The organism is Beijerinckia sp. L45 (assembly GCF_009765775.1).
In the GTDB taxonomy this organism is placed as follows: Bacteria; Pseudomonadota; Alphaproteobacteria; order Rhizobiales; family Beijerinckiaceae; genus RH-AL1.
This window is the reverse complement of sequence record NZ_LMUU01000259.1, coordinates 105196-130887: the sequence shown is the minus strand read 5'-3', so window position 1 is coordinate 130887 and position 25692 is coordinate 105196. Positions and strand designations below refer to the sequence as shown.

At 64.5% G+C, this 25692-nt stretch carries 26 protein-coding genes; 13 read left to right on the top strand and 13 right to left on the bottom strand.

Going from position 1 to position 25692, the window contains the following annotated elements:
* Nucleotides 1-477: 477 nt before the first annotated feature.
* Entirely contained in the window at nucleotides 478-1524 is a 1047-nt protein-coding gene (locus tag GSQ79_RS26815; RefSeq protein WP_158811794.1) for a helix-turn-helix domain-containing protein, read from the bottom strand.
* Nucleotides 1525-1734: 210 nt separating this feature from the next.
* Here GSQ79_RS26815 and GSQ79_RS26810 point away from each other — a divergent pair, with 210 nt between their 5' ends.
* A complete protein-coding gene (locus GSQ79_RS26810; protein WP_158811793.1) occupies nucleotides 1735-3207 on the top strand; it encodes an aldehyde dehydrogenase family protein in 1473 nt (490 codons plus the stop codon).
* Nucleotides 3208-3538: 331 nt separating this feature from the next.
* Nucleotides 3539-4051 carry a MarR family winged helix-turn-helix transcriptional regulator gene (locus tag GSQ79_RS26805; RefSeq protein ID WP_246725609.1) on the top strand — a complete coding sequence of 171 codons (513 nt, stop codon included), beginning with the start codon at nucleotides 3539-3541 and terminating at the stop codon, nucleotides 4049-4051.
* A gap of 266 nt (nucleotides 4052-4317) precedes the next feature.
* On the opposite strand, the gene GSQ79_RS26800 is transcribed toward GSQ79_RS26805, so the two are convergent.
* Complete coding sequence (locus GSQ79_RS26800) at nucleotides 4318-4734, bottom strand: acyl-CoA thioesterase (RefSeq protein WP_246725608.1); 417 nt, start codon at nucleotides 4732-4734, stop codon at nucleotides 4318-4320.
* 207 nt (nucleotides 4735-4941) lie between these two features.
* On the opposite strand from GSQ79_RS26800, the gene attM reads away from it, so the two are divergent.
* The 6 genes from attM to GSQ79_RS26770 all read left to right on the top strand — a co-directional run bounded on the left by attM (nucleotide 4942) and on the right by GSQ79_RS26770 (nucleotide 8788).
* On the top strand, nucleotides 4942-5727 hold the full coding sequence (gene attM, locus GSQ79_RS26795; RefSeq protein WP_158811792.1) for an N-acyl homoserine lactonase AttM: 786 nt from the start codon (nucleotides 4942-4944) through the stop codon (nucleotides 5725-5727).
* 35 nt (nucleotides 5728-5762) lie between these two features.
* Nucleotides 5763-6566, top strand: coding sequence for an SDR family NAD(P)-dependent oxidoreductase (locus tag GSQ79_RS26790; RefSeq protein ID WP_158811791.1), 804 nt, complete (start codon nucleotides 5763-5765; stop codon nucleotides 6564-6566).
* 14 nt (nucleotides 6567-6580) lie between these two features.
* Nucleotides 6581-7006, top strand: coding sequence for a cupin domain-containing protein (locus GSQ79_RS26785; RefSeq protein WP_158811790.1), 426 nt, complete (start codon nucleotides 6581-6583; stop codon nucleotides 7004-7006).
* Between the two features lie 151 nt (nucleotides 7007-7157).
* Nucleotides 7158-7925, top strand: coding sequence for an SDR family NAD(P)-dependent oxidoreductase (locus GSQ79_RS26780; protein ID WP_246725607.1), 768 nt, complete (start codon nucleotides 7158-7160; stop codon nucleotides 7923-7925).
* Nucleotides 7926-7933: 8 nt separating this feature from the next.
* Nucleotides 7934-8416, top strand: a complete 483-nt coding sequence (locus GSQ79_RS26775) for a thioesterase family protein (RefSeq protein ID WP_210253230.1) — start codon at nucleotides 7934-7936, stop codon at nucleotides 8414-8416.
* Between the two features lie 177 nt (nucleotides 8417-8593).
* Nucleotides 8594-8788: a hypothetical protein gene (locus tag GSQ79_RS26770; RefSeq protein WP_158811788.1), complete on the top strand. Its 195-nt coding sequence runs from the start codon at nucleotides 8594-8596 to the stop codon at nucleotides 8786-8788.
* Nucleotides 8789-8851: 63 nt separating this feature from the next.
* Here the strand turns inward: GSQ79_RS26770 and GSQ79_RS26765 are convergent, their stop codons facing one another.
* Entirely contained in the window at nucleotides 8852-9190 is a 339-nt protein-coding gene (locus GSQ79_RS26765) for a DoxX family protein (protein WP_158811787.1), read from the bottom strand.
* A gap of 62 nt (nucleotides 9191-9252) precedes the next feature.
* Complete coding sequence (locus GSQ79_RS26760; RefSeq protein ID WP_158811786.1) at nucleotides 9253-9636, bottom strand: DUF4267 domain-containing protein; 384 nt, start codon at nucleotides 9634-9636, stop codon at nucleotides 9253-9255.
* A gap of 100 nt (nucleotides 9637-9736) precedes the next feature.
* Between GSQ79_RS26760 and GSQ79_RS26755 the strand changes: the two genes are divergently transcribed.
* A complete protein-coding gene (locus tag GSQ79_RS26755; protein WP_158811785.1) occupies nucleotides 9737-10306 on the top strand; it encodes a TetR/AcrR family transcriptional regulator in 570 nt (189 codons plus the stop codon).
* A 61-nt stretch (nucleotides 10307-10367) separates the two neighbouring features.
* Here GSQ79_RS26755 and GSQ79_RS26750 read toward each other — a convergent pair whose 3' ends face one another.
* From GSQ79_RS26750 to GSQ79_RS26735, 4 genes are all read right to left on the bottom strand, one after another.
* Entirely contained in the window at nucleotides 10368-10952 is a 585-nt protein-coding gene (locus GSQ79_RS26750) for a hypothetical protein (RefSeq protein WP_158811784.1), read from the bottom strand.
* On the bottom strand, nucleotides 10949-11932 hold the full coding sequence (locus GSQ79_RS26745; protein WP_158811783.1) for a helix-turn-helix domain-containing protein: 984 nt from the start codon (nucleotides 11930-11932) through the stop codon (nucleotides 10949-10951). Before GSQ79_RS26745 ends, GSQ79_RS26750 begins: the two co-directional genes overlap by 4 nt.
* A 645-nt stretch (nucleotides 11933-12577) precedes the next feature.
* A complete protein-coding gene (locus GSQ79_RS26740) occupies nucleotides 12578-14932 on the bottom strand; it encodes an FAD-dependent monooxygenase (protein ID WP_158811782.1) in 2355 nt (784 codons plus the stop codon).
* Nucleotides 14933-15015: 83 nt separating this feature from the next.
* Nucleotides 15016-15888 (bottom strand): alpha/beta hydrolase, encoded by an 873-nt coding sequence (locus GSQ79_RS26735; RefSeq protein ID WP_246725606.1) that lies wholly within the window; start codon nucleotides 15886-15888, stop codon nucleotides 15016-15018.
* Nucleotides 15889-16163: 275 nt separating this feature from the next.
* Between GSQ79_RS26735 and GSQ79_RS26730 the strand changes: the two genes are divergently transcribed.
* On the top strand, nucleotides 16164-16829 hold the full coding sequence (locus GSQ79_RS26730) for an isochorismatase family cysteine hydrolase (RefSeq protein WP_158811780.1): 666 nt from the start codon (nucleotides 16164-16166) through the stop codon (nucleotides 16827-16829).
* Between the two features lie 135 nt (nucleotides 16830-16964).
* Here GSQ79_RS26730 and GSQ79_RS26725 read toward each other — a convergent pair whose 3' ends face one another.
* The 5 genes from GSQ79_RS26725 to GSQ79_RS26705 form a co-directional block, all read right to left on the bottom strand.
* Nucleotides 16965-17708, bottom strand: a complete 744-nt coding sequence (locus GSQ79_RS26725; protein ID WP_158811779.1) for an ABC transporter ATP-binding protein — start codon at nucleotides 17706-17708, stop codon at nucleotides 16965-16967.
* Nucleotides 17701-18435 carry an ABC transporter ATP-binding protein gene (locus tag GSQ79_RS26720; RefSeq protein ID WP_158811778.1) on the bottom strand — a complete coding sequence of 245 codons (735 nt, stop codon included), beginning with the start codon at nucleotides 18433-18435 and terminating at the stop codon, nucleotides 17701-17703. Before GSQ79_RS26720 ends, GSQ79_RS26725 begins: the two co-directional genes overlap by 8 nt.
* Entirely contained in the window at nucleotides 18432-19346 is a 915-nt protein-coding gene (locus tag GSQ79_RS26715) for a branched-chain amino acid ABC transporter permease (RefSeq protein ID WP_158811777.1), read from the bottom strand. Before GSQ79_RS26715 ends, GSQ79_RS26720 begins: the two co-directional genes overlap by 4 nt.
* Nucleotides 19343-20227: a branched-chain amino acid ABC transporter permease gene (locus GSQ79_RS26710; protein ID WP_158811776.1), complete on the bottom strand. Its 885-nt coding sequence runs from the start codon at nucleotides 20225-20227 to the stop codon at nucleotides 19343-19345. The genes GSQ79_RS26715 and GSQ79_RS26710 overlap by 4 nt, the downstream gene beginning before the upstream one ends.
* A 78-nt stretch (nucleotides 20228-20305) precedes the next feature.
* The gene (locus GSQ79_RS26705; RefSeq protein WP_158811775.1) at nucleotides 20306-21493 is read right to left on the bottom strand and encodes an amino acid ABC transporter substrate-binding protein; all 1188 of its coding nucleotides are present in this window, start codon (nucleotides 21491-21493) and stop codon (nucleotides 20306-20308) included.
* Nucleotides 21494-21876: 383 nt separating this feature from the next.
* On the opposite strand from GSQ79_RS26705, the gene GSQ79_RS26700 reads away from it, so the two are divergent.
* The 3 genes from GSQ79_RS26700 to GSQ79_RS26690 all read left to right on the top strand — a co-directional run bounded on the left by GSQ79_RS26700 (nucleotide 21877) and on the right by GSQ79_RS26690 (nucleotide 25690).
* Nucleotides 21877-23109 (top strand): flavin-dependent oxidoreductase, encoded by a 1233-nt coding sequence (locus tag GSQ79_RS26700; RefSeq protein ID WP_158811774.1) that lies wholly within the window; start codon nucleotides 21877-21879, stop codon nucleotides 23107-23109.
* A 122-nt stretch (nucleotides 23110-23231) separates the two neighbouring features.
* On the top strand, nucleotides 23232-24899 hold the full coding sequence (locus GSQ79_RS26695; protein ID WP_246725605.1) for an AMP-binding protein: 1668 nt from the start codon (nucleotides 23232-23234) through the stop codon (nucleotides 24897-24899).
* Nucleotides 24900-24901: 2 nt separating this feature from the next.
* Nucleotides 24902-25690 (top strand): alpha/beta fold hydrolase, encoded by a 789-nt coding sequence (locus GSQ79_RS26690; RefSeq protein WP_158811773.1) that lies wholly within the window; start codon nucleotides 24902-24904, stop codon nucleotides 25688-25690.
* Nucleotides 25691-25692 lie beyond the last annotated feature (2 nt).

Sequence of the window (25692 nt, the reverse complement as noted above, 5' to 3'; positions counted from 1 at the left end):
TGACCGTATTGTCCTGGAAGATGAAGAACGGCACAGGCGCGGTCGAAATGACGGGCGCCGCCTTGGACGGCAAGTCTGCTGCGCTGGCCGTCTGGGCCTGGCCCAGCAGGCCGGCCAATCCGACGACACCAGCCCCGAAGATTGATTTCATTGCAGTTTTCCCCCTGCCCACACAATCGTGATGTAAATCCTTTAAGCTTGAGAGATCCAAATCGCCTAGCTTAAAGAGTCGCCCGTTGCGGCGAATAAAACAGCGTGGCGGCTGAATCTGCTCAGTAATTCTGCAAGTAACGCAGGATTTGCTTGATTGAGGCCCGCCGGCTCTTCAGTTCCCGCGAATACAATATGGACCGTGTCGCTTTAGTTACACACGCGCAGGCCCCGGAAAGGCCAGTGCGCAACCCTGACGACGCTTTGTCACGGATCCTGCTCTGGTCGCCGTGATTGGCGGTGGCCCCGGCGCCGCGGTGACCTGATCTACCGCGGGTGTCCAAGTTCGTGGTTTTGGCGGAAATGACGCGGGCTCGTCTGATAGGCCGTGCGGAAGGCTCGGCTGAAGCTGCTCGCCTCGGAAAACCCCCAGCGGTAGGCGATCGACGTGATACTCTGGTGCCGGAGGCTTTGGTCGGCGAGCTCACGACGGCATTGCGCAAGCCGACGCCGGCGAATGTACTCGCCGACCGTCGTCGCCGCGGCGGCCCGGAAGACTTCGTGAAGGTGACCCGTCGACAGCCCGATCGCCCGCGCCACGCTTTGCACGCTCAGCGCGGGTTCGTGGAGATGCGCCGCGATATGTTCGGTCGCGCGCGAAAAGTGCAGCGCCGACGCATCGCCGCCGCTGCGATGGGAGGCGCCGTCGAGCTGCGCCCGCATCGCCAGCGCGAGATGATCCGTCGCGCGTTGCGCCGCCGCCGGCAGAAACGCCGGATCGATCTCCTGCGCCAGGCGGTCGAGGAGCAGAAGGTTGTGCCGCGCGATTTGGACCAGAGCGTCGTTGCCGGACAGCGCCATGCCGGCGACATCGCGGCGCATCGGAAACAGGTCGCGGAACAGCGCTGCCGGCACCTTCAGAATGCTCTGGCGGAACACCTCGGGAAACGTGACCTCATAGGGACGGGACGTATCGAGAAACGCGATATCGCCGGCGACGAGCGTGGCCTGCCGTCCCTCCTGCGCGATGGCGCAGGTGCCGAGGTCCTGGATCATCAGTAGCCAACTGTCGTCCGTCCTTACACTGATCAGATCGCGCGTCCGGCTGACGCGCTGCGCATCCGCCTGGACGCTCAGAAGATCGTATCCCGGCGTGTCCGCGACCGGGATCGTTTGCGCGCGGATGCGACCGGCGTAAGGCGCCGCGTCCGACAGCGGCCTGGCGTCGACGCCGGCAATGGTTTGGCACACGTAGTCGCGCCAGAACGCCAGCCGCTGCCGCTTCGGAACGCTGGCCGTCGTCAAAACAAGTTCGGGACGGCGCGGTGTCGGCATTGTCGCTATGGGGCGCCGAGCCAGGGATTTCGACGTCATGACACACCTCCGCCCGTTGCGCTCCGATGCGCCGGGACCGCCAACCGGCAGATCATCCCGCGATCGAGACGGGAATCTGACGTGGTGTCAACTTCGAGCCAAGTTCCGGTCAAGACGAGGCGCGGTGGTTCTGAAATATTGCGAAGATGTCGAGTGACCGGACCGCGCATGCGGATCGACGCTCGGGGCATCGGCCTGCAGGAGAGTGTGATGAGCGCGGCGTTTGAAATCATCGACGGGGTCAAGACGTACAATCTCTTTATCGGCGGCGAGTGGACGCGATCCTCGCGCAACGAAGCGACGGAAAGCTACAACCCCGCCACCGGCGAACTTTTCGCCCGCGTGCATCAGGCCGGCGCCGTCGAAACCGAACGCGCCATCGCCCTTGCCGATGGGGCTTACAAGGCTTGGGCCAACATGGTCGTCTCCGAGCGTGAGACCGTATTTTTGCGCGCCGCCGATGTGCTCGCCGCGAAGACGCAGGAGATCATCGAGGTTCTCGTCCAGGAATCCGGCTCGGTCGGCGGCAAGGCCGGCTTCGAGGTCGGCTATTGCTTCGACCTGCTGCGCATTGCGGCGTCGGAACTCCGCCGTTCGCAGGGCGAGACCCTGCCGCAAACCGTGCCAGGCCAGTTCGGCTTCACGATCCGCCAGCCGCTCGGCGTCATTGCCGGCATCGCACCGTTCAACGCCCCGTTCCTGCTGGCGATGAAGAAGGTGGTTCTGGCGCTCGCCGCCGGCAACGGCTTCGTCCTCAAGCCGTCGGAAATGACGCCTGTCACCGGCTTGAAGATCGCCGAGATCTTCGACGAGGCCGGCCTGCCGAAAGGCCTGCTCAGCGTCATTCCCGGCCCCGCCGCCGAGATCGGCACCGCCATCTTCGCCGACAAGCGCGTGCGGATGATCACCTTCACCGGCTCGACGCAGACCGGCCGCTACCTCGCGGTGGAGGCCGCAAAAACCTTCAAGCGCTTTACCCTGGAGATGGGCGGCAAGAGCCCGTTGATCGTGCTCGCTGATGCCGACATCGATTATGCCGTGCGCGCCGCCGCCTTCGGCATCTTCTTCCACCAGGGCCAGGTCTGCATGGCGAACTCGCGCATCATCGTCGAGGCGCCGATCTTCGACGCGTTCTGCGAGCGTTTCGCCGCCGTCGCCAAAAGCCTGAAGGTCGGCGATCCGCGCGAGCCCGACACAATCATCGGGCCGCTGATCCGCCAGTCGCAGTGCGCGGTCATCGACGGCCACGTCAAGGATGCCACCGACAAGGGCGCGAGCCTGCTGTGTGGCGCCAGGCACGAGGCTCAGTTCTACTGGCCGACCGTCCTCAGCGGCGTGACGCCGGAGATGCGCATCTTCCACGAGGAGAGCTTCGGCCCGATCACCGCGATCATCAAGGTCGCGGATTACGAGGAAGCCATCGAAGTCGCCAATGGCACCGACTACGGCCTATCGTCGGGCGTCATCACCAACGACATGCAGAAGGCGCTCGACATCGCCTTCCGGCTCGAAACCGGCATGGTGCATCTCAACGACTGTTCGGTGACCGACGAGCCGCACGTACCGTTCGGCGGCGTCAAGAACAGCGGTTTTGGTCGCGAGGGCGGGCGCTACTCCATCGAGGAGATGACCGAGCTGAAGTGGATCACGGTCCAGCAGGGCCAGCGCGCCTTCCCGATCTGATCAAACGGGATTGCGGCAACCGCCGCTGGCGCGTCCGCGCGCAGGCGGCGTTTTCGTTTTGTGGGATACGGCGCGAGACCGCGCCGCGACAGTTCGCCGGCAGGCGGCCGTTCCCGACTTTGAGGCAGATGCGGCGAGTCGTCTGTGAATTGTGGTTTATTCACGTTGCAGTGCCCGCGTCTCTGGCTCTTCATCGGCGGCGGCGAGTCTCGAACATCTCTGTTGTTTCAGAGCGCCGCGGGTAAGCTTAAGACAGTGGGTCTGGAGCGGGTGGCATGGGGCGCCTGCGAAAAGGCCTGTTGTGACGGCAGCGGCTAAGGTGCTGAAGTTGGTGGACGTCGTAGCATTGAGTGGAGACATCGAACCGGATCACAAGCAGGAGCTGCGGGTCTGGCTGCGTTTGTTCGCCTGCACGACGCTGATCGAGAACGAAATCCGCCGCCGCCTGCGCGAGCAGTTCGAGTTCACCCTCCCCCGCTTCGACCTTCTCGCCCAGTTGGACAAGGCCGAGGATGGCTTGGTGCTCGGCGAAGTCTCGCGCCGCCTGATGGTCTCGCCCGGCAACATCACCGCGATCACCGAGCGACTCATGGAAAGCGGCTACATCACCCGCCTGCCGGCACCGTCCGACCGCCGCATCCAGATCATCCGCATGACCCACGCCGGCCGCGCCGCCTTCCGCACCATGGCGGATGCGCATAGCGAATGGATCAGCGAGCTGTTCGCCGGCCTCTCCCCCGAGGACCTCGAGGTGCTGAAGGACAAGCTGGTGATCCTCAAGCGCTCGACGCAGACTGCGCTTGGCGATGCCGCCGCGGCGCCCAAGGAACCGCTGACGCCTTAAGGTGGTCGTCGGCGATCGGAATGTCCACAGGCGCGCAGACGTCGAGTTGCGGAGATCGGGTCGCGCGCCGGGTCCTTGCCCCATCCCGGAGCATCACTCATCCTGACTCGACGTGGGTGTTTACGCAGCAGCCAAAATCGTGACGCGTGACGCAGAGTGACGCAAAAATGGTGATGTTGAAGCGCGTGCGTGTTGTCAGCCAGCAACAGCCGGGGCCCCCTCCACCGCCCTCGGCGGGTTCCTCCGCCGCTGCGTGGGTGAGGATTTTACCCGATCGTCTGAGCGGTGGGCGCCTTCGCCGGCACGGGCCTTGGCGCCCCTTCGTCGTCGAGGCTCACCACGATGAACAGCGCATCGACCACCTGGTGCTCGATACCGTCACGCGGGGCCGCTGCAAACCCTTCGAGCCGCAGCCGCAACGAGGTCCGGCCGACGCCTTCCACCGTGCCGTAGATGGAAAACTCTTCGCCGACGCGCAGCGGCTTCAAAAAGCGGAAATTTTCGACGGCGACCGTGGTGCAGGGCCCGGCGGCGCGGCGCATGCCGAGCAGGCCCGCGGCGAGATCCATCTGCGCCATCACCCAGCCGCCGAAAATCCCGCCGTTCAGATTGCCTTCCGAGGGAAGCGTCAGCGTCCGCAGCAGCGGCATGCGGGCGACAGGCTCGGGCGACGGAACGGACATGAGCGGGGTATCCTCGACCGCCGCGGACAGGGGTTTGCGGCACGCCTCATCAAACCAGAAGCCTCGCCGCGCGGCAATCATTTCAAGCTTAAATTACTTATTGACGCCCTTTCGAGCCCGGCCTAAATCGGATTGCTGCCAACGGATGAGCAGACCGGAAACCGGCGCTCGAGGCGATAAACCAGGCCGCTGTCGCGAGGGACGCTCATGTCTGATATCCGGCTTACCATTTTCCAGACCGGCACGCTGCGCTGCAAGTATCACGACGTCTATCTCAACCAGGGCATCGGCCAGGATTTCGAGATTCCCGTGCCGTGGTATCTGATCACCCATCCCCGCGGAAACGTCGTCATCGACGGTGGCATTCCATCGGGATGCGTCCAGGACCCCAAGGCCTATTGGGGCGTCGCCGCCGATTATTTTTGGCCGCAGGTCGGCGCGAACGAGCACTGTCTGGCGCAGATCGACGCCGCTGGCGTCGATCCCGCCAGCGTCACCACGGTGCTGCTCTCACACCTGCATCTCGACCATACCGGCGCGATCGGCCGCTTTCCCAACGCCACCCACGTCGTGCAGCGCACCGAATTCGAATATGCGCTGGCGCCGGACTGGTTCTGCGCCGCCGGTTTCATTCGCGCGGATTTCGATCGGCCTGAGCTCAAGTGGCGGCTTCTCGAAGGCGCCTGGGGCGATTTCTACGATCTCTACGGCGACGGCTCGATTATTTGCATCCGCACGCCGGGCCACACGCTCGGCCACCAGTCCTTCCTGATCACGACACCGCGGAACCGCGTGCTGCTCGCGGTCGATGCCGCCGACACGATGGACCATTGGGAGGAGCGCGCGCTGCCCGGTGCCGTCGCGTCCGTCGTCGATGCCGTGCGCTCCGTTCGCAAACTGCACGCGGTGCGCGAGCGTGCCGACGCGCTGGTCGTCGCCGGCCATGATTCCAAGCAGTTCGCCAGCCTCAAGACGGCGCCGGATTTCTACTAGCCCGCACGCAAACGACGATCGAGAGGACCATCGGCATGACACAGTTCGCGGGGCAAACGGCCATCGTCACCGGCGGCAGCCGCGGCCAGGGCGCGGCCGAAGCGCACCTGCTGGCGCGTGAAGGCGCGGCGGTCGCGATCTGCGACGTCCTGGTGCCGGAAGGCGAGGCGTTGGCCGAGCAGTTTCGCGCGGAAGGTTTTCTCGCGCGTTTCTATCATCTCGACGTCACCGCGCCGGAAAACTGGGCCAGCGTCGTCGCCGACGTGCTGGCGTGGCAAGGCCGCATCGATATTCTCGTCAACAATGCCGGGATCATCAACCGTACCGGCGTTCTCGCTACCGAGCCTGCCGCGTGGAGCCGCGTCATCGAGGTCAACCTCACCGGTGCCTTTCTCGGCATCCAGGCCGTCGTGCCGGCAATGCGCCGCCAGGGCCGCGGCGCCATCGTCAACATCGCGTCCAACAGCGGGTTTTCCGGGCACTACGATCCCGCCTATACCGCCAGCAAATGGGGCATCCGCGGCCTGACGAAATCGGCGGCGATGGAATTCGTCGCCGACGGTATCCGAGTCAACTGCATCTGCCCCGGCCTGGTGATCACCGGCCTCAACGCGACATCGCCGCATCTCGGTTCGATGATCGGCATGACGCCGATGAAACGCGCCGGCGCGCCGGACGAGATCGCCAAGCTCGTGCGCTTCCTCGCCAGCGAAGACTCGAGCTTCATCACCGGCGAGGATTTCGTCATCGACGGCGGATTCACCGCCGGCGCGGCGTATCGACAGGTCGCGGTGCAAACCGGTCTGCTGTCCGACGCGCCGGCTCCCGAACAAGTCTAGGAAGGAAGGACACGATGGACATGGTGAGACCGGTCGTCACGCGCGCAGGCCACGAGGACACGCAGACCGGCCAGTCCGGCGGCGCGGTCCGCGTTTCCGGCGTCAGCAGGCAGCATACGCCGGCGACCAGGATCTGGTACGGCAAGGTGAGCAACCTGCCGGGCTACCGCTCGCCACCGCACCATCACGGCGAGGCCGAGACCGGCGGCTACGTGCTGCGCGGCACGGCGCGCATCTATTTCGGGCCGGACTATGCGGAGTTTCTGGACATGAGCGAAGGCGACTTCGTCTTCGTGCCGCCCTTCATGCCGCATGTCGAAGCCAACATGAGCCTCACCGAAGACTTGGTTTGGATCACCGCACGCACGCCCGACAATATCGTCGTCAATCTCGACGACGTGCCGGATTCGACGCTCGCCGGCTTCGTTCGCGGCAAATGATCCGCTTGTCCAAGCGCGTGTGGCTAGAGCATTTTCCACAAAAGTTGCAGACGTTTGTGGTCAAGAAAATGCTCTACCGTTTTTGAACGAGAGCAATTTCTTTACCGCTTTGGTGATTCCACCAAAGCGGAAAGCCTTTTAGGCCTGAGATATGACGAGCGACATGGAATTTTCGGGCCGGCATGCCCTGGTTACGGGCGGCAGTCGCGGCATCGGCCGCGCCATCGCCGCCGCCCTGAAGCGCCGCGGGGCAACGGTCACGATCCTCGGCCGCGACGAGGTGACCATGCGCGCGGTGGTCGCCGCCGGCGAGGCCGATGCCTGCGCGGTTGCCGACGTCACAGACACGACGGCGGTGGACGCCGCGGTGCGCCAGGCGACGCAGCGCGCGCCGATCGACATCGTGGTGGCCAATGCCGGCGCCGCGCAATCCGCGCCCTTCGGGCAGACCACGGCAGCCATGCTGCGGGCCATGCTCGACGTCAATCTGATGGGCGTCATCCATATCGCGCAGGCCGTCGCGCCGGCCATGATCGCGCGCGGCGAGGGGCGCATCATCGCCGTCGCCTCCACCGCCGGCCTCAAGGGCTACCCCTATGTCACCGCCTATTGCGCGGCGAAACACGCTGTCATCGGCTACGTCAGGGCGCTCGCCGCCGAAACCGCGCGCACCGGGTTGACGGTGAACGCGGTCTGCCCCGGCTTCACCGAAACCGACCTCGTCGAAGAAAGTATTGCGACCATCATACAAAAAACCGGGCGGCCGCGCGAGGCGGCGCTCGCCTCGCTGACCAAGCGCAATCCGCAGGGACGCCTGGTACAGCCGGACGAAGTGGCGGATGCCGTCTTATGGCTGGCCGGCCGCGGCGCGAGCGCCATCACCGGCCAGGCCATCGCCGTCGCCGGCGGCGAGGTTTAGAGGCACCCGTGACCGCCGTGTCCGATACCCCGCCCGCCCGAGCCAAGCCGCTGCCGCTCGCCGATCTGCCCGCAGCGGCCTGGCGGCAGGACGTGCGCATCCGCTTCTCGCATTGCGACCCCGCCGGCATCGTCTATTTCGCGCGCTATTTCGACATTTTGCACGGCGTCGTCGAAGACTGGTTCGAGGACGCGCTCGGCCTTTCACATGCCACCCTGATCAAGCAGCACCGCATCGGCCTCGGCTACGCCCACGCGGAGGCCGATTTCTTCGCCCCCGGCTTTCACGGCGACGTGCTCACGGTGATCCCGCTGATCGCGCGCATCGGCGGCAGCTCGATCGGGTTGAGACTGCACGCCTATCGCGGCGACACGCCGGTGCTTGCGGCAAACCTCGTCATCGCCACGACATCGCTCGACGCGCACCGTTCGATTTCGGTCCCGGATGACGTGCGGGCTGCCCTGACGGCATATCACGCAGTGGTAGTTTAGTATCAAACTATTTTGTCCCGGGGCTTGCCGCAAGCGAGAGCCCGGGATGCTCGTCATCGTTCAAGCACGAGCCCCGCCGCTGCGTTGGGATCTCGTTAAGACTCCGCGCGCATACCGCTTCGACCATCCGAACGGCGATGATTCGCCCCGCCCGCAAAGGCGTTGCAGGAGTTTGACGTGTACAGCCCGCATCCGCTCGAAGACCTGCTGCACGACGCCGACTTGTTCTGGATCTACCTGAAAGGGCAGTGGCAGATGGCGAGCATCATCTGGCGCGGCGGCCGTCCGCTGCAGGTGTCGGTGGCCCCGGGGGCGGTGATCGATAGTTGGGAAGCCTGCCGTTTGCTGCCAGCCATAGCCGTCGTCGCCTGAGGCCCCTGAAGGGCGGTCCGTGACCGCCGTCGCTACTGCCGCCACGGTCGCTTGCGGCCAAAATCACCCGTGAATCGCGATCGCCGCGATGGCCGCCGCCGCCAGGACAGCGGCAGCCGGCAGGTGCCCCCAGTCACGATGGCGGATGACCGTCGCGACGGCGGCCGCCAAAATGATGGCGCTTGCGGCCGCTCCCAGCCGAGACGTCGCCGGGATCAGCAGAAGCAGACCAGCCGCGATTTCGAGGCCGCCGGTTATCCGATGGAACCCAGCCGGATAGCCCCACCGCGCGAAGGATTTGCGGATCGACGCCGGGCCCGCGACATTGACCGCTCCGGCTCCGATCATCACGATACCGAGTGCGATCGGAAGCCCATCAGCGAAGAGTTTTGCTGCCAGCATGGCTTGCTCCTTATTTGCAAGTCTCTGATTTTATGGATCTTTCGATCGGCGGCTCGCACCGATCATGAGGCGCCGCCGATGAGGCACGCGGCGGCGGCGATAATGGCCAGCGCCGCACTGCCATGGATGCCGAATGCGACGGCTCTGCTTCCGCCCGTTCGAAGGACGATCGTCGCGTCGCCCAAGGGGATGAGGCTTGCCACGAGCAAGAAATCGCCGAGCAGACGCGGCGATCCGTTCGCCATGAGCAGGCAGACAAAAAGGCCGGAAACGATGTCTCGCATGCCCTTCGCGGCCAGCCAGCCGATAAAGCCGCCCGATGGTTGCGGGGAGTCAGGAATACCAAACTCACGGGAGGCGACGGCCGGCCCCCACAGAAACCGCGAGCCGATAAACATAATGGCCGCCGCGATCAGGCCCGAAAGCACATATCCGATGAAGATCATTGCAAGCTCCTGTCATTTGCAGAATATCTAGCGCCGCTAGATTAGCGTGTCAAATCGAATCTAGCGTTGACACGGTTTCGCGCATTGATAGGAATGTGGGATGTCTATTGTCGATCGCAAGGAGCGCCAGCGGGCGGAGCGCTATGACCTCATCGTGGCGGCAGCGCGCGACCTGGCCGAAGCCGAAGGCTGGGATGCCGTCACCACGCGCCGTCTAGCGGGCCTCATCGACTACAGCCAGCCGGTTCTCTACAGCCACTTCAAGGGCAAAGCCGACATCATGGCCGCCGTGGCCAACGGCGGATTCGAGGAGCTTGCGACACGCTTGCGGACGCAGACGGCCATGGGCACGCCCGACGTCTTGCGCAACGTCTGTGCCGCCTACCTCGAGTTCGCCCGGTCGCAGCCGGTCACCTACGAGGCGATGTTCGTGCTCCCGACGCAGATCAAATTTGCCAGCGCGGACACGCCCATCGCGCTGCGGGCGACCTTCGCCGAGTTACTCGCAGCCCTCGGGCCAGACCGGCCATCACCGGAACTGCTTGCCGAAGTGCTCTGGAGCGCGCTGCACGGGATGGTGGTTCTCGTCCAATCCGAACGCATCCCGGCGCGAGGTGCCGACGTTCGACTGGATGTTCTCGTCCAAAGTTTCGGTCGGCAGAGCAGGTAACGCCGCGCGACACGGTCGCTCCTGGCCTGAGCGAGCGACGGCGTTCGCAGTGCCCTCGGCCTCAGCGAGCCGCGGTCAGCGTTGAGACCAGCAGCTTGACGCCGAATGCGCTCATCTTGACACGCTGTTCCCGCGACAAGCCCTGAAACGCCCTGCCCATGCGTCTGAAATAGTCGACGACCAAAGTGCTTCCCTCATTCTCGCCGACACACACGTTGATGATGTCGTGGGCGGACTGGAAGGCGCCCTCAAAATAGAGGCGCGGGATTTTCATGACGAAGATCTGATAGTCGTCGAATTCGGCGCGGTACGCTTTCGTCGCATCGAGCACGAGGAGATGCCCGGGCGTCAGGCGGATATCGCGATCGTGTTGTTCCAGATGCATAGTTCCCCGCATCTGCATGATCGCGATGAGATGATCGACATCGTCCGTTATGCCCGAAGCCGTCCGCTCATGTACTTGAGCAACGCTCGATATGGCGGCAAGGGTCATGGAGCCGACCCGGGATTGCACGATCATGCCGGCCGGCGCCAGCTTCGACGGGAAGCGGATATCCAAATCCAGGTAATTCTGCCTAATGGTTTTGTCCCAAACGTTTGCTCGTTCAGTCGCATTGACGTTTCTGAGATCGATAAGCGGATTCATCGGCCGTCTCCAACCGCAATTTGTTGAAGGCGCTCATCCCGACGCGAGGCTCTGACGTCTTTCGGGGACACGCCGAAGCGCTCCTTGAACCGACGTGAAAAATGGCCCTGATCGATGAAGCCATTTTTGTAGGCGACGGCGCCAACGGCCACCCCCGCATTGGCATTCTCGGACAGCATCGCATGCGCGCGAAGCAGGCGCCGCTCCCACATCCAATCGATCAGCGAGATCCCTTCGTCAGCCGCAACCTGATGAAGGCGCCTGACCGAGATGTTTAGAGCGGCAGCCACCTCCTGCATCGCCAATCCGGCGACGCCGATGTGACTGGAAATATAGCTTTGCGCGCGACAGAGTATGGCGGCGCCGCTCATCGTTCGCGGCGGCGCTTGTTCGATCTTCTCCGCAAACCCGGCAGCGATCAGTTCGATCGCTATAGACGACAGTCGGGCGGCGCTGGCTTCTGCCAGGCCCGCGTTATGATGGGTCAAGGACCGGAGGAACGCCGATATGACGGGAAAGCTCGGTTGGTCGGCCTCGATGCAAAGGCCTGGCGCATGACGGATCGGCCCCAATGCCCGCTCCAGCGCTTTTCGCGGCACGAAGACGTCGATTACGTCGAGACGCTCGGGGTGACTGCTGTAGTAAGGCTGCGTGATGTCGATGAGCACCATGCCGCCGCGGCCGCTCCGCTGACGCCCGCAATGGTCCAGGTTGAAAAGCTGGTCCGACTCGAGCAGGACGACATAATCGTCGTTGTCGCCGGACTTGATCAGCGATCGCGTGCGATGCAACGTCTGACTGACCCCGGTGAATCGCCCGACCTTGAGGTCGCCGACCTCCACCAGGTTGATGTGCGAACTGAAGCCGTTGGTCTCGTAATCGCCGAGCGCGACCGATCCGATGAGTTCGCCGCAGACGAACTGCCAGTAATCGAGCCGGTCCTTCTCGGCCACGTCTTCGGTGCTGAAACGCTCGGTCATCGTCGCGCCTTCTGGATGAACCGGCGGCGTGGCGGCAACCGGGTTTCGCGTGAGAGCGTTGTGCGCGCACCGCCCCCAGGCTTCGATCGAATATACTTTTTTTTAGAGATTAAGATACTACCGCCAGCTTGGTGCCTATTAGTTGCGTATGCATGCATTTATCCGGCAGTTCGAGGCAAGAACTGCAGCAGTCTCGGTCATTCACCTTTGAAGGCGGATCGGTATGCTCCGACGTACCACCGCAGGACGCTCGAATGAGTGTCCGCAAGGCAGCACCATTTGGAGCCCAGAGGTGACACTATCGGAAGCCGAGACGATTCTTGCATCAGCGACAAGAATAGACGACGACACGATCTACAATGCCGCGAAAGTCATTCTCCGCCAGGGACATCCTGACGTTTTCGCCGCGATGGCACAGGCCTTTATCAGGACCTTGCGAGCCAAGCGCTGGCATGAGGAAAGTGCTTTAGGCCGGCCCATCTTCGAAAGCGCCCATCTTTAATTCAAAAAACGTCGAGTGTCAGACCACGCCCGAGAGCGCTTATCGCTTTGGTGGAATCACCAAAGCGATAAGACGTCTCTTTTTCTCACGACGTCAGAGCATTTTCCCGATTACGAAAGTCTGCAACGTTTGTGGAAAATGCTTTAAACGCCGACGTCCCGCCGATGCTTCGCCGGCCGGGCCTTCTTCTGCACGGCTATCTGCTTTTCCCGCACCTTGGCCATCTCGCTATGCGCCTGGTTGCGGCCGGCCAGATAGGGCGCCGGCCAGGACTGGTTGCGGGCGCCGTACCAGGCTTCGGCCTGGTGGGTGAAATAGGGGTTCCACAGATGCGGCCGGCCGAGCGCGACGAGGTCGGCGCGGCGGGCATGAAGGATGGTGTTGACCTGGCTCGGCTCGGTGATCGCGCCGACCGTCATCGTCGCGAGCTGCGGCACGTTGCGGATCGCCTCGGCGAACTGCACCTGGAACATCCGGCCGTAGACCGGCTTCTGGTTCGCCACCGTCTGGCCTGCCGAGACGTCGATGAGATCGCAACCGACCTCGTTGAACGCCTGCGCGATCGCAAAAACCTCGGCCTCGCCGATGCCGCCGTCCGCCCAGTCCAGTGCCGAAATGCGTACCGACATCGGTTTTGTTATCGGCCAAACCGCGCGCATCGCCGCGAACACCTCCAGCGGAAAGCGCAGTCGCGCCTCGATCGAGCCGCCGTAGTCGTCGCTCCGCGTGTTGGTCAGCGGCGAGAGGAACGACGCCAGCAGATAGCCATGGGCGCAGTGAAGCTCCAGCAGATCGAAACCGGCGCGATCCGCGCGCGCCGCCGCCTGGACGAACTCGGCCACCACCGCGTCCATGCCGGCGCGGTCGAGTTCCTGCGGCACCTGGCTCGCATTGGCGTGCCACGGCAGCGGCGACGCGGAAACCAGCGGCCAGTTCTTCTCCGCCTCGTCCAACGGATAATCCGGCTTCGCCCAGCCGACCTGCGTCGAGCCCTTGCGCCCGGCATGGCCGAGCTGCATCGCGATCTTGGCGCCGGAATGCTCGTGGATGAAGGCGACGATGCGCGCCCACTGCGCCTCATGCGCATCGGTCCACAGGCCGGGGCAGCCCGGCGTGATCCGTGCGCCGGGTGACGTACAGGTCATCTCGACGAAAATCAGGCCGGCCCCGCCCAGCGCATGCGAGGCATAATGGACGAGGTGCCAGTCGGTGAGATTGCCGGCCTCGTCCGCCTTGTATTGCGCCATCGGCGCCATGACGACCCGGTTGGCGAGCTCCATCTCGCGCAGCCGGAATTTGGTGAACATCGGCGTCGGGCGGCTCTTGCGGTAGTCGTCGCCGGTCTCGCGATAGAGGCGGTCGTAGAACTCGGTATCGGCGCGCGCGATAAAGGTTTCGTCGCGGATCAGGAGGTTGTCGTAGGTGACCGACTTCGCACGGCACATCACCGTCATCGCGAACTGCATCGGCTCCATATCGAACGACCGGCTCATGTGCTCGAACCAGGCGAGCGATACGTCGGCATTGTGCTGCACGACCTGGCACGGCACCCGGCGCGCGCCGTCATAGGCCTTGAAGGCTGCCTCGACGTTATGGTCCGCCTCGGCAAGCACCGCGTCCGACAGCGCGATGCCGCATTCCATCGCGAGCTTGGTGCCGGAGCCGATGGAGAAATGCGCAGACGCCTTGGCGTCGCCGAGGATGACGATATTGTCGTGGTGCCAGTTTTCGCAGAAAATGCGGGGAAAGCGGCGCCACAGCGAGCGGTTGAGCAGCAGCGGATGGCCGTCGAGTTCGGCGGCGAAGAGCTGCTGCAGCCGGTCGCGGGACGTTTCCTCGTCGGCGTCGGCGAAGCCGTGGCCCTGCCAGCACGCCTCGTCCATCTCGAACACCCAGGTCGAGCGGCCTTCCTGATATTGATAGGTGTGGGCGCAGATCACGCCATGCGCGGTCTCGCGGAAGAAATAGTTGAACTCGGCCATCGGGCGGGTCGAGCCCATCCAGCAGAACCGGTTGGATTTCAGCGCGATCGTCGGTTTGAATTCGGCCTTAAAATGTTCGCGGATCGGCGAGTTCACGCCGTCGGCGGCGACGATGATGTCGGAACTGGCGAAGCGGATCTTCAGCGTCGCCGGATCGATCGGCGCCTCGAAATGCAGGGCGACGCCGACGTCGCGGCAGCGCCCCTGCAACGCGCCGAGCAGGTGCATCCGCGACGTCCCGCAGAATCCGTTGCCGCCGCAGCGGATCTCTTCGCCTTTATAGTGGATCGCGATATCGTCCCAGTAGGCGAAGTGGTCGCGGATCCGCTCATATGATTCCGGATCGCGCGACAAAAACTCGTCGAGCGTGTCGTCGGAAAACACCACGCCAAAGCCGAAGGAATCATCGGCTGCGTTCTGCTCGAACACCTCGACGACGTAGTCCGGCCGCGCCTTCTTGGTGAGCAGGGCGAAATAGAGACCGCCCGGGCCGCCGCCGATGACCGTGATTTTCATGCCCGCGGCTCCCATGCTCGTGCCGCCACAATTTAGTTTAGACTTAAAATGTTTTCAAGGGCGGGCTCTTGCGTCATGGTGGCCTAGCGTGCTCGCGTGGCCGCGACGGCGCCGAGAACCGCCCGCACCAGCGCCCCATCCGGCTGATCCAGGCTCAAAGCGATGTCGAAATGGTGGAAGCCCGGCATCGGGATCGTCTCGCCGGCATGCCCCACCTGGGTCCAGGCCGCGGCATAATCAGCGGTCTGCCGCTTGAATTCCGCGCTTTCGAGCCCGCCGACAGCGGCCAGCAGCAGCGCCCGCGATTGCTCCGGGATCAGGAGTTGCGGGCTGTTGCGCCGCGCTGCGGCTTGGTCGAGCGTCATCCAGGCATTGATATGGGTCGCGACCAACGGTTCGAGATCAAACAGGCCGCTCAGCGCCAGCCCGGAGGCGATGACGTCGGCCGGCAGGTCGAAGTCTTGCGTCCATGCGTCGGCGAGCAGCATGCCGACGAGTTGGCCGCCAGCCGACGAGCCGCCGACATGAACGCGCTGCCCGTCGATCCCATGCGCCGCAGCGTTTTGGTGCAGCCAGGCCACCGCAGCGCGCACCTGGCGGACGATCTCGTCGAGCGTGACGGCAGGCGCGAGGGAATAGTTCATCACCGCGACCGCGACGCCGTGCGGCACCAGCCCGCGTGCGGCGAACGCATTGTCATCCTTCGAAAGCGCGCGCCAGTAGCCGCCGTGGATCCAGAGAAACAGCGGCGCATCCGGGCCGGCGGGATACAGATCGAGCGTCTCTCCGGAGGCGGGATCGAAGACGACGTCGCTGATGCGTTCGAGACCGCGCACGGCCTCGGCGCTACTGCTGACGTAGCGGCCGTATTCGTAACCGAAGTCGGCGACGCTGGCGCGGGCATTGTATTCGCGGTCGAGTGTTTCCTGATCGAAGCCGCGGTAGATGGCTGTCACGCTGAAGCTCCTGGCTTTCGACGAAACAGCGGCTGCAGGCCTGGCGGCGTACCCGCGCTGTTTCACGAACGATAGGCCGAGTATGGCGGCAAACGGTTCACAGGCCAAGCCGCAAGGCGCAGCACGCATCGGACATGAGGCACGTCCAGCCATGTGCGAATGCGCAACCGCGCTTCGTTGACAAGATCCGCACCGGCCTTTTTACTGATCGGATCGACTCCGTCGCTGCCGGCTCCGACACCGTCGTCGGATGTCGCGCGCAAAAAGGTCCTATCATGAGCAAGCCGCCCGTCCGCTGGCCGATCAACGGCCGCCGCACCGCCATCGTCGTCGTCGACATGCAGGGCGTATTCTGCAATCCGGACGGCGCCATCTACGTGCCCGATACCGCTGGCATCGTCGCACCGATCGCCACACTGGTCGAGGGCGCGCGCAAGGCCGGCCTGCCGATCATCTATCTCCGCCACATCGTGCGGGGCGACGGCAGCGACACCGGCCGCATGCGCGATCTCTATCCGACAGTGGACGTGATTCTTGCGCGCGACGCCCACGACGTCGACGTGATCGATAGCCTGAGGCCGCTCCCCGGCGACATCATCGTCGACAAGCTGTTTTACAGCGGTTTTCACGGCACCGACCTCGACACCATCCTCCGCGCCCGCGACGTCGACACGATCGTCGTCTGCGGCACCGTCACCAATGTTTGCTGCGAAACGACGATCCGCGATGCCGTGCACCGGGAGTACAAGGTCGTCGCCCTGGCCGATGCCTGCGCCGCCATGCCTTATCCCGACATGGGGTTCGGCGCGCTGACCGCGGCGGAGATCCAGAAGGTGAGCCTTACCACCATCGCGATGGAATTCGGCGAGGTCACCACCACGGCCGACATCCTGCAGCGGATTGCGGCGGCGGCTGTTAAGCGCTTTGAAGCGGCAGCGTAGCTCACCACCCGTCATTGCGAGCCGAAGGCGAAGCAACCCAGGGGCTGCCGCTCCGGCGATAGTGACAGATTGCCCCTGGGCTGCTTCGCTTCGCTCGCAATGACGATCGCACGATCGGGGCCGGCGCGAAATACGCTACAGCCCCAGATAACTCTCGCGGATCGACCCCATCGTCAGCAGCTCCGCGGCGGGACCGTGCATCTTCACGTGCCCGTCTTCCATCACGTAGCCGTAGTCCGCAATATCGAGCGCCGCCTGCACGTTCTGTTCGACGAGACAGATAGTGATGCCGCTGTCGCGGATGGTGCGCAGCTGCCTGAAAACCTCGTCGGCCATCATCGGCGCGAGACCCAGGCTCGGCTCGTCCAGCAGCAGCAATTTTGGCCGCGACATCAGCCCGCGCGCCAGCGCCAGCATCTGCTGCTCGCCGCCGGAGAGCGAGCCCGCGCGCGACTGCTTGCGTTGGAGAAGCCGCGGAAACAGCGCATACATGTCCTCGATGCGCTGCTTCCAGCCCTCATGCGCGCGCGGCGAAAAAGCGCCGACCTTCAGCGTTTCGTGCACCGTGAAGTCGGGAAACACCAGGCGCCCTTCCGGCACCAGCGCGACGCCCTTTTCCAGCCGTTCATGCGCCGGCAAGCCGGAGACCACGCCGCCGTCGAAGGTGATCGCACCGCTGCGCGTGGCGATCAGCCCACTCAACGCGCGCATCAAAGTGGTCTTGCCGGCGCCGTTGCTGCCGATCACCGCGGTAATCGAACCCTCGCGGATCGAGAAATCGACGGTCTTCAGGATCTCCATTTCGCCATAGCCGGCGCAGAGATTTTTGGCTTGCAGGAGATCGACTCGCAGGAGATCGACATGCAGGGGATCAGGCATCGCGCGTCTCCCCGAGGTAGGCTTTGATGACGCGGGGGTCGTTGGCGACCTCCGCGGGCGCGCCTTCCATGATCTTACGACCATCATGCAACACGAGGATTCGGTGGCTGAGGCGCATCAGCGCCTTCATCACATGCTCGATAACGATGATGCTGAGCATGCGGCTGTCGCGCAGATGGCGGATGAGATCGAGCGCGTCGTTGGCCTCGCTGGCGTTGAGGCCGGCCAGCACCTCGTCGAGCAGCAGCAGGCGCGGCTCGGTGGCGAGCGCGCGCGCCACCTCGAGCCGCTTGCGGCCGGCAAGGGTCAGCGCGGCGGCAGGGAGGTCCGCGCGATCGGCGAGGCCGACCTCGTCGAGGATCGCGCGGCACTTTTCCCGCGCTTTCGGCTGCGACAGCGTGCGGCTGCGCCCGTAGAGCGCGCCGACCATGACGTTGTCCAGCACGCTCATCGTCGCGAAGGGGCGCACGATCTGAAAGGTGCGCGCGACGCCGAGACGGTTGACGCGGTGCGGCCCACGGCCGTCGATCTTTTCGTCTTCAAGCAGAATGTGCCCGGAGGACGGCGGCAGGTTGCCGGCGATGAGCGAAAACAGCGTCGTCTTGCCCGCGCCGTTGGCACCCATAAGCCCCAAGATCTCACCCTTCTCCATCGAGAATGATACGTCGTGCAGGGCGACGATGCCGCCGAAGCGGCGGGTCAGGTTTTCGACGCGAAGAAAACTCATGCGCGCCGCCTCCGCATCAGCCAGGCGAGTTGGCCGCTGATGCCCTTAGGCACGAACAACACGAAGCTTACCAGCAGCACGCCGAGGATGACGAGATAGACGTGCGGCGCGCGCGCCCACAGCAATTCCGACAGCAGCACGATGAAGGCGGCCCCAAAAATCGGGCCGGGCGCCCGGTCGCTGCCGCCGATGATCGCCATCGTCACGATGGTGAACGACGTCGTTGGGCTGAACAGCTGCATCGGCTCGAAATAGGTGGTGCGCAAAACCCAGACCGCGCCGACGACGCCGGGGATGAAGGCGGAGATGACGAAAGCCGCGATCTTGAGGAAGGTGACGGGCACGCCGAGCGTCTCGGCGGCGGTCTCGTCCTCGCGGATCGCGCGCAGGCCGGCACCCCAGCGCGAGCGTGCCAGGCCCCAGGTCAGCAGCGTCGCCACAACCGCCAGCAGCAGCATGATGTAATAGAGCGTCTCCGGGTCGGGCGCCCCGAAGATGAGCCGGCCGCTTGATTCCAGCCCCGCCTCGACGGCGATGACGATGTATTTGAAGAACTCGGAGAGGCCGAGCGTCAGGATGACGAAATACGGCCCGCTGACCCGCAGCGCGGGGTAGCCGATGACGAGCGCGAGCAGCGCGCCGGCAAACCCGGAACCGAGCAGGATCTCCCATAGCGGCGCGGATTGCCACAGCAGCGCCATGACATAGGCGCCAAGGCCATAGAACACCGCATGGCCGAGCGAGACGTAGCCGGTCAGTCCGGAAAAGGTGACCCAGCTCTGGGTCAGGGCGATCCAGCTCAGAAGCTGCAGGGCGACGCCCAACGAATAGGCGTCGAGCATTTGGGGCGCGGCGATGCACAGCGCCAGAAGCACGGCAATGCCGGCAAGGCTGAAAATCCGCGTCTTCATCGCATTTTGCGCCCGAGCAGGCCCTGCGGGCGCAAGAAGAGGATGGCGATGAACACGCCGTAGACGAGGATCGAGCGATAGGCCGAGGAGGTCAGCGCGACGCCGTAGATCTCGATGGTGGCGAGCAGGACGGCGCCGAGAATACCGCCGGTGAGATTGCCGAGGCCGCCGAGGATGATGACGATGAAGGCCGAGATCGTGTAGGGGAAGCCGCCGAAGGGCGTCACCGTCTCGGTCATGCTGACGAGCGAGCCGGCAAGCCCCGCCATGCCGAAGCCGACGCAGAAGACGAGAAGCTGAATGCGATCGGCATTGATGCCGACGAGCGAGGCGGCATCGCGCTGCTGGATCAGCGCGCGCGTCGCGAGCCCGAGGCGGCTGAAGCGGAAGAACAGCACGCAGGCTGCGGTCGCCGCCGCGCCGACGCCGAGCACCGCCAGCCGGTTCAGCTCCACGCGGGCGTCGCCGAGCGCAAAGATGCCGTTGAGATAGGTGTAGCTGCGCTGGTCGGCGCTGAAGGCGATCGACAGGCCGTTCTGGATGATGATGGAAAAGCCGAAGAAGATCAGCAGCGAGTTGGATTCGAGCCGCGCGGCCAGCTCACGGTTGCGCACGACGTAGCGGAACACCGTGACGTAGCAGAGCGCGCCGAGCGCCGCGGTGAGCGCGATGGCGCCGAACATCGACCACAGCGTGCCCACGCCGAGCAGCTCGAAGGCCCAGAACGACGTGTATCCGCCCAGCATCATCAGCTCGCCATGCGCCACGTTGAGCAGCCGCATCGTGCCGTAGATGAGGTTCAGGCCGAGCGCCACGAGGGCGTAGATCGAAGCCAGGACAAGCGCGGACAGCAGCAGTTGCGTGGAAGCGAGTTGGTCCATCTTACCATCTGTCGGGAGAAACCATGGCCGCCGCGCACGGCGGCCATTTTTGGCGGCGCAGTCAGGTTGGCCCGAGCTTTAGTTTGCCCAGGGACCCTTCTTCTGGAAGGTCGACGTGGCGTCGCTCGCCGGCCAGATGATCTGCGGCTTGCCCTCCTGGTTCTGCAGGAACATCGTCGGCGTCGAGGCGTTCGACACGCCGTCGAATTTCACCGGCCCGTCGATCGTGTCGAAAGTGGCGGAGGAGATTTCCTTGCGCAGCTTGTCGTGGTCGAGGCCGACTTTGGCGACCGCCGCCTGGGTGATCTCGCAGGACATGTAGGCCAGCGCGACGTCGAGATAGTCGGGCGTCTCGTTGTAGCGCTTGGAATATTCCTCGAAGAACGGCATCGCCTTCGGCCATTTGGTCTGATACGGCGACCAGTGACCCATCGTCACGATGCCGTCGAGGTTCTTACCGAAAATCTTGCTGAAGAAGGCGGCGCTCGGGCCGACCAGCACGAATTGGAACGGCGCCGACAGGCCTTGTTCGCGCGCCGCCTTCATGAACAGCACGGAATCGCCGGGGAAAGACAGCGAGAAGGTCGCGTCCGGCTGCTCGCTCTTCATCTTGCTGACGATCGAGGTCATGTCGCGAATGTCGGGCGCATATTCGACGGACGACAGCAGCTTGATGCCGGAATCCTTCAGCGCCATCTTGAGGTACTTTTCAACCTCCTGCGCGAAGGGCGATTGCAGCGTCGAGATCGCCACCGTCTTGATGTTCTGCGCCTTCATCAGCTTGACGAGTTCCGGCCCCATCACGTCGGGCAGGGCCGAGGTCGGGAACCAGATGTTGCCGGGTTTCACGGCCTTCAGCTGAACGGACGCCGCGGTGCTGCCCATCATCGGAAACTTGTAGCGCTCGAGCACGCCAACGATGGCAAAATGCGCGGGCGTCGCATAGGGCGAGAGCAGCAGGTCGACCTTGTCGTCGGTGATCAGCTTTTCGTAGATCGCCGCATCCTTGGTGAAGTCGGACTGGTCGTCGTAGACGATCAGCTTCACCGGGCGCTTGGTGCCGGCGACGTCGAGGCCGCCGCTGGCATTGAGATCGTCCGCCCACATCTTGTAGGCGTTGAGGGCCGGGATTGCCGCCGGGGCGAACATGCCGGTCTGCGCGATGCCGACGCCGACCTTTACCGGCTCGACGGCAAAGGCCGTGGCGGCCAGGAGCATCGCGGCGCTTGCCGTGGCGGCCCGAAGGGCGATGGACTTCAAGTTCATGCGTGCAAACCCCCGACTAAAAAGTGCAACCCCGGCGCCGTGACACGACGCCGCCCGATCGATCAGGCGTGCCGAAGCGCCCCCGCTTCAGCCATGATCGCGGCGATGGCCCCGCGACGAGCGCGCGACCGCTTTGACCACCGATAGATATTCGATGCCTAAACTAACGGACAAGCCTATGCACGGTCCGGGCCACGATGGCGATTGCGCTGCGGGTCGGTCGCGGCCCCGCCCTGTGTAAGGCTGACTCGAACGCGCAGATTGCGTTGGCCGCGCCTTTGCAAGCGATGGTCTATTCGCAGCGTAAGCGGGCCCGGCACCGCCCTTGCCGCCTTCGATGCTTTAGGCTTAAGATAAGTGGCCCACGGGTGGGGAGACATGGTTTGACCGTCATTATCGCAGGCGCTGGCATCGGCGGCCTGGCTCTGGCCCTCGCGCTCGAGCGCCGCCGCATCGATTTCCTTATGTTCGACGCGGCGGAAGACCTCAAGCCGCTCGGCGTCGGCATCAATATCCTGCCGCACGCAATCGGCGAGCTGGCGGAATTCGGCCTGTTCCCGACGCTCGACGCCATCGGCGTGCGCACGCGGACGCTCCGCTATATCAACATGTTCGGGCAGGCGATCCTCGACGAGCCGCGCGGCCTCTATGCCGGCCACGAGCGGCCGCAGCTGTCGATCCACCGCGGCATGCTGCATGCGACCATGCTCGCTGCGGTGCGCGAGCGCTGCGGCGACGCGGTCGTGCGTACCGGCCATAAATTCGAGCGCTTCGAACAGACGGGCACCGGCGTCACCGCCTTCTTCCGCACCCTCGACGGCGGCCTGGTCGAACAGGCTGGCAGCGTGCTGGTCGGCGCCGACGGCATCCACTCCATGGTCCGCGCGCAACTGCATCCCGACGACGGCCCGATGGGGTGGAACGGCACGATGATGTGGCGTGGCGCGGTCGACTGGCCGCTCTTCGACGGTGGCGACACGATGATCGTCTCCGGCGATATGAAGGAGAAGCTGCTCTATTATCCGATCGGACGCGGCGCGACGGACGGCACGATGCTTACCAATTGGGTGCTATGCCGCATCGTCGGCGACGGCAGCGCCCCGCCGCCGCGCCGCGAGAGCTGGTCGCGGCGCGGCGACCTCGCCGACATTTTGCCGTCTGCCAAAAAGTACAAGATCCCCGGCATGGACGTCGTCGCGATGATCGAGGCGACGCAGGACATTCTGGAATATCCGATGTGCGACCGCGAGCCGCTTGCGGATTGGGGCGAAGGCCGCGTCACGCTGCTCGGCGACGCCGCGCATCCGATGTACCCGGTCGGCTCGAACGGTGCGGCGCAGGCGGTGATCGACGGCAAGAGGCTGGCTCACCATCTCGCGTCAGGCCCGGTGCCCAAAGCTTTGACCGCCTACGAGGCGGAGCGGATTCCCGTGACGTCGGCGATCGTGCGATCGAACCGCGGCGGCGGTCCCGAGCGCGTCGTCGACGTCGTGTCGGAGCGGGCGCCTAACGGCTTCGATCGGTTGGAGGACGTCATCAGCCACGAGGAACTGGCGGCGATCGGCGGTGCCTACGCCAAGATGGCTGGCTTCGCGTTGAAGGAAAAGCAGGCCTGAGCTAGCCGCAACAGGAGATTGCACCATTCTTGCATAATGCTTTAGGCATAAAATATCGGCATGTGCCGACGTCCGCTCGACGTCGGGCGTCCCGATAGGCTCCGTCAGCAAAGGCCCCCGCCGTGGCACCCTCCGCCTACGTCGATACATTCGCTCACGACCATCTTCCGCCGCAGGATCTCTGGCCGGAGATGCTCGTGACGCTGCCAGAGTACCGCTATCCCGCGCGGCTCAACTGCGTCGCCGCCTTTCTCGACCGCTGGATCGACGAAGGCCGCGGCGACGCCACCTGCGTCATCGGCCCGGACGAGACCCTGACCTATCGCGGCCTCAGCGACCGGGTGAACCGCATCGCCAATGTTCTGGTCAACCGCCTCGGCCTAAAGACTGGCAACCGGGTGCTGCTGCGCTCGGCCAATACCGTGACCATGGTCGCGACCTATCTCGCCGTGCTCAAGGCCGGCGGCATCGTGGTGGCGACGATGCCGCTGCTGCGCGCCGGCGAGATCGCCTTTCCCCTCAACAAGGCGCAGATCGCCTTGGCGCTCTGCGACCACCGCCTCGCCGAGGACATGGAGCGCGCACGGGCGCTTGCGCCGTGTCTGGAGCGCATCGTCTATTGGGGCTCGGGCACCGCCGACTCGCTCGAAGCGATGGCCGCCGGTGAACGCCCCGATTTCGCCACCGTCGACACCGCGTCGGACGATGTCTGCCTCATCGCCTTCACCTCCGGCACCACCGGCGAGCCGAAGGGAACGATGCATTTCCATCGCGACATGCTGGCGATCTGCGATGGTTTTGCCGCCCACATTCTGCGCGCCACGCCGGATGACCGCTTCATCGGCTCCGCCCCCTTCGCCTTCACCTTCGGCTTGGCCGTGATCCTATTTCCGATGCGCATCGGCGCCGTCGGGATCGTGCTGGAGCGCGCCGGACCCGACGAACTCGCCGTGGCGATCGAAGCCTATCGCGCCACCGTCTGCTTTACTGCTCCCACCGCCTACCGCCGCATGTTGACGCGCCTCGGCCAGCACGACCTGTCGAGCCTGCGCAAATGCGTCTCCGCCGGCGAGACGCTGCCGCGCCCGACCTTCGATGCCTGGCTCGCCGCCACCGGCCTCAAACTGATCGACGGCATCGGCGGCACCGAGATGCTGCATATCTTTCTCAGCGCGCGCGAAGACGAGATCCGTCCCGGCTCGACCGGGCGCCCGGTGCCGGGCTACCAGGCTCGTGTGGTCGATGCCGCGGGCAACGAGGTACCCCCCAACACCCTGGGGCGCCTCGCCATCAAGGGACCCGTCGGCTGCCGCTACCTCGACGATCCCAGGCAGACGACCTACGTGCAGGACGGCTGGAACTTCCCCGGCGACAGCTATGTCATGGATGCGGACGGCTATTTCTGGTACCAGGCGCGCTCCGACGACATGATCGTCTCGTCGGGCTACAACATCGCCGGACCGGAGGTCGAGACCGCACTGCTGCGTCATCCCATCGTTGCCGAATGCTGCGTCGTCGGCGTTCCCGATGGCGCGCGCGGCACCATCGTCAAGGCTTTCGTCGTGCTGGCACCAGATGCCGAAACCGATCCCGGGCTCGCCAAGGTGCTGCAGGATTTCGTCAAGGCGGAGATCGCGCCGTACAAATATCCGCGGGCCATCGAGTTCGTCGACGCGCTGCCCAAGACGTCGTCGGGCAAGCTGCAACGGTTTGCGCTCCGCCAGCGCGCGGCAGGCGACGCTTTGGCCGCGCCCGTTCCAGACATCCAACCCGTAGAAACGAGGATCTGACTTTGGACTCTGTCACCATCAACAACCATCCGATGACCTATACCGAGAGCGGCAAGGGCAATCCGCACGCGCTGGTGCTGCTGTCGGGCTGGGCGCAGGACGACCGCCTGTTCAAGAACCTCGAGCCGCTGCTCGCCAAGGATTTCCACGTGCTCTGCCCGAACTATCGCGGGCATGATGCCGAGCAGACGCTGCACGGCGACTTCACCGAAGCCGATCTCGTCGACGACGTCGCGCAGTTCATCGCCGCGAAGAAGCTCGAAAACTTCCACCTCGTGTCGACCTCGCACGGCTGCTGGGTGAACATCGATCTGTGCGACAAACTCGGGCTCGACCGCACCATGGTGATCGATTGGCTGATGACCCCGCACGACGGGTTTTATCAGCAGCTGAAGGATGGCCAGGATCCCGAGCGCTACCAGCTCGGCCGCCAGAGCTTCTTCGACGAGTGGGTCGCGGCCACCGACAATGCCGACGTCATCAACCACATTCGCACCGAGATGCCGTGGTTCAAGGGCGAGATGTGGATGCGCGCCTGCCGCGAGATCGAAAAGGCCTATCGCCATTGGGGCAGCCCGCTCGACCGCATGCAGGCGCTCGCCAAAAAGCCGGAGGTGCTGCACATCTATTCGCAGCCGCTGTCGGCGGAATACCGCGATTTCCAGGCCGCCTTCGCCAAGGACCATCCGTGGTTCCACCCCTGCCACGTGACGGGGCAGACGCATTTCCCGACACTGGAAAGCCCCGTGGCGGTCAGCGAAGCGATCCGCAGCTTCGTCACCGCGGCCTGATC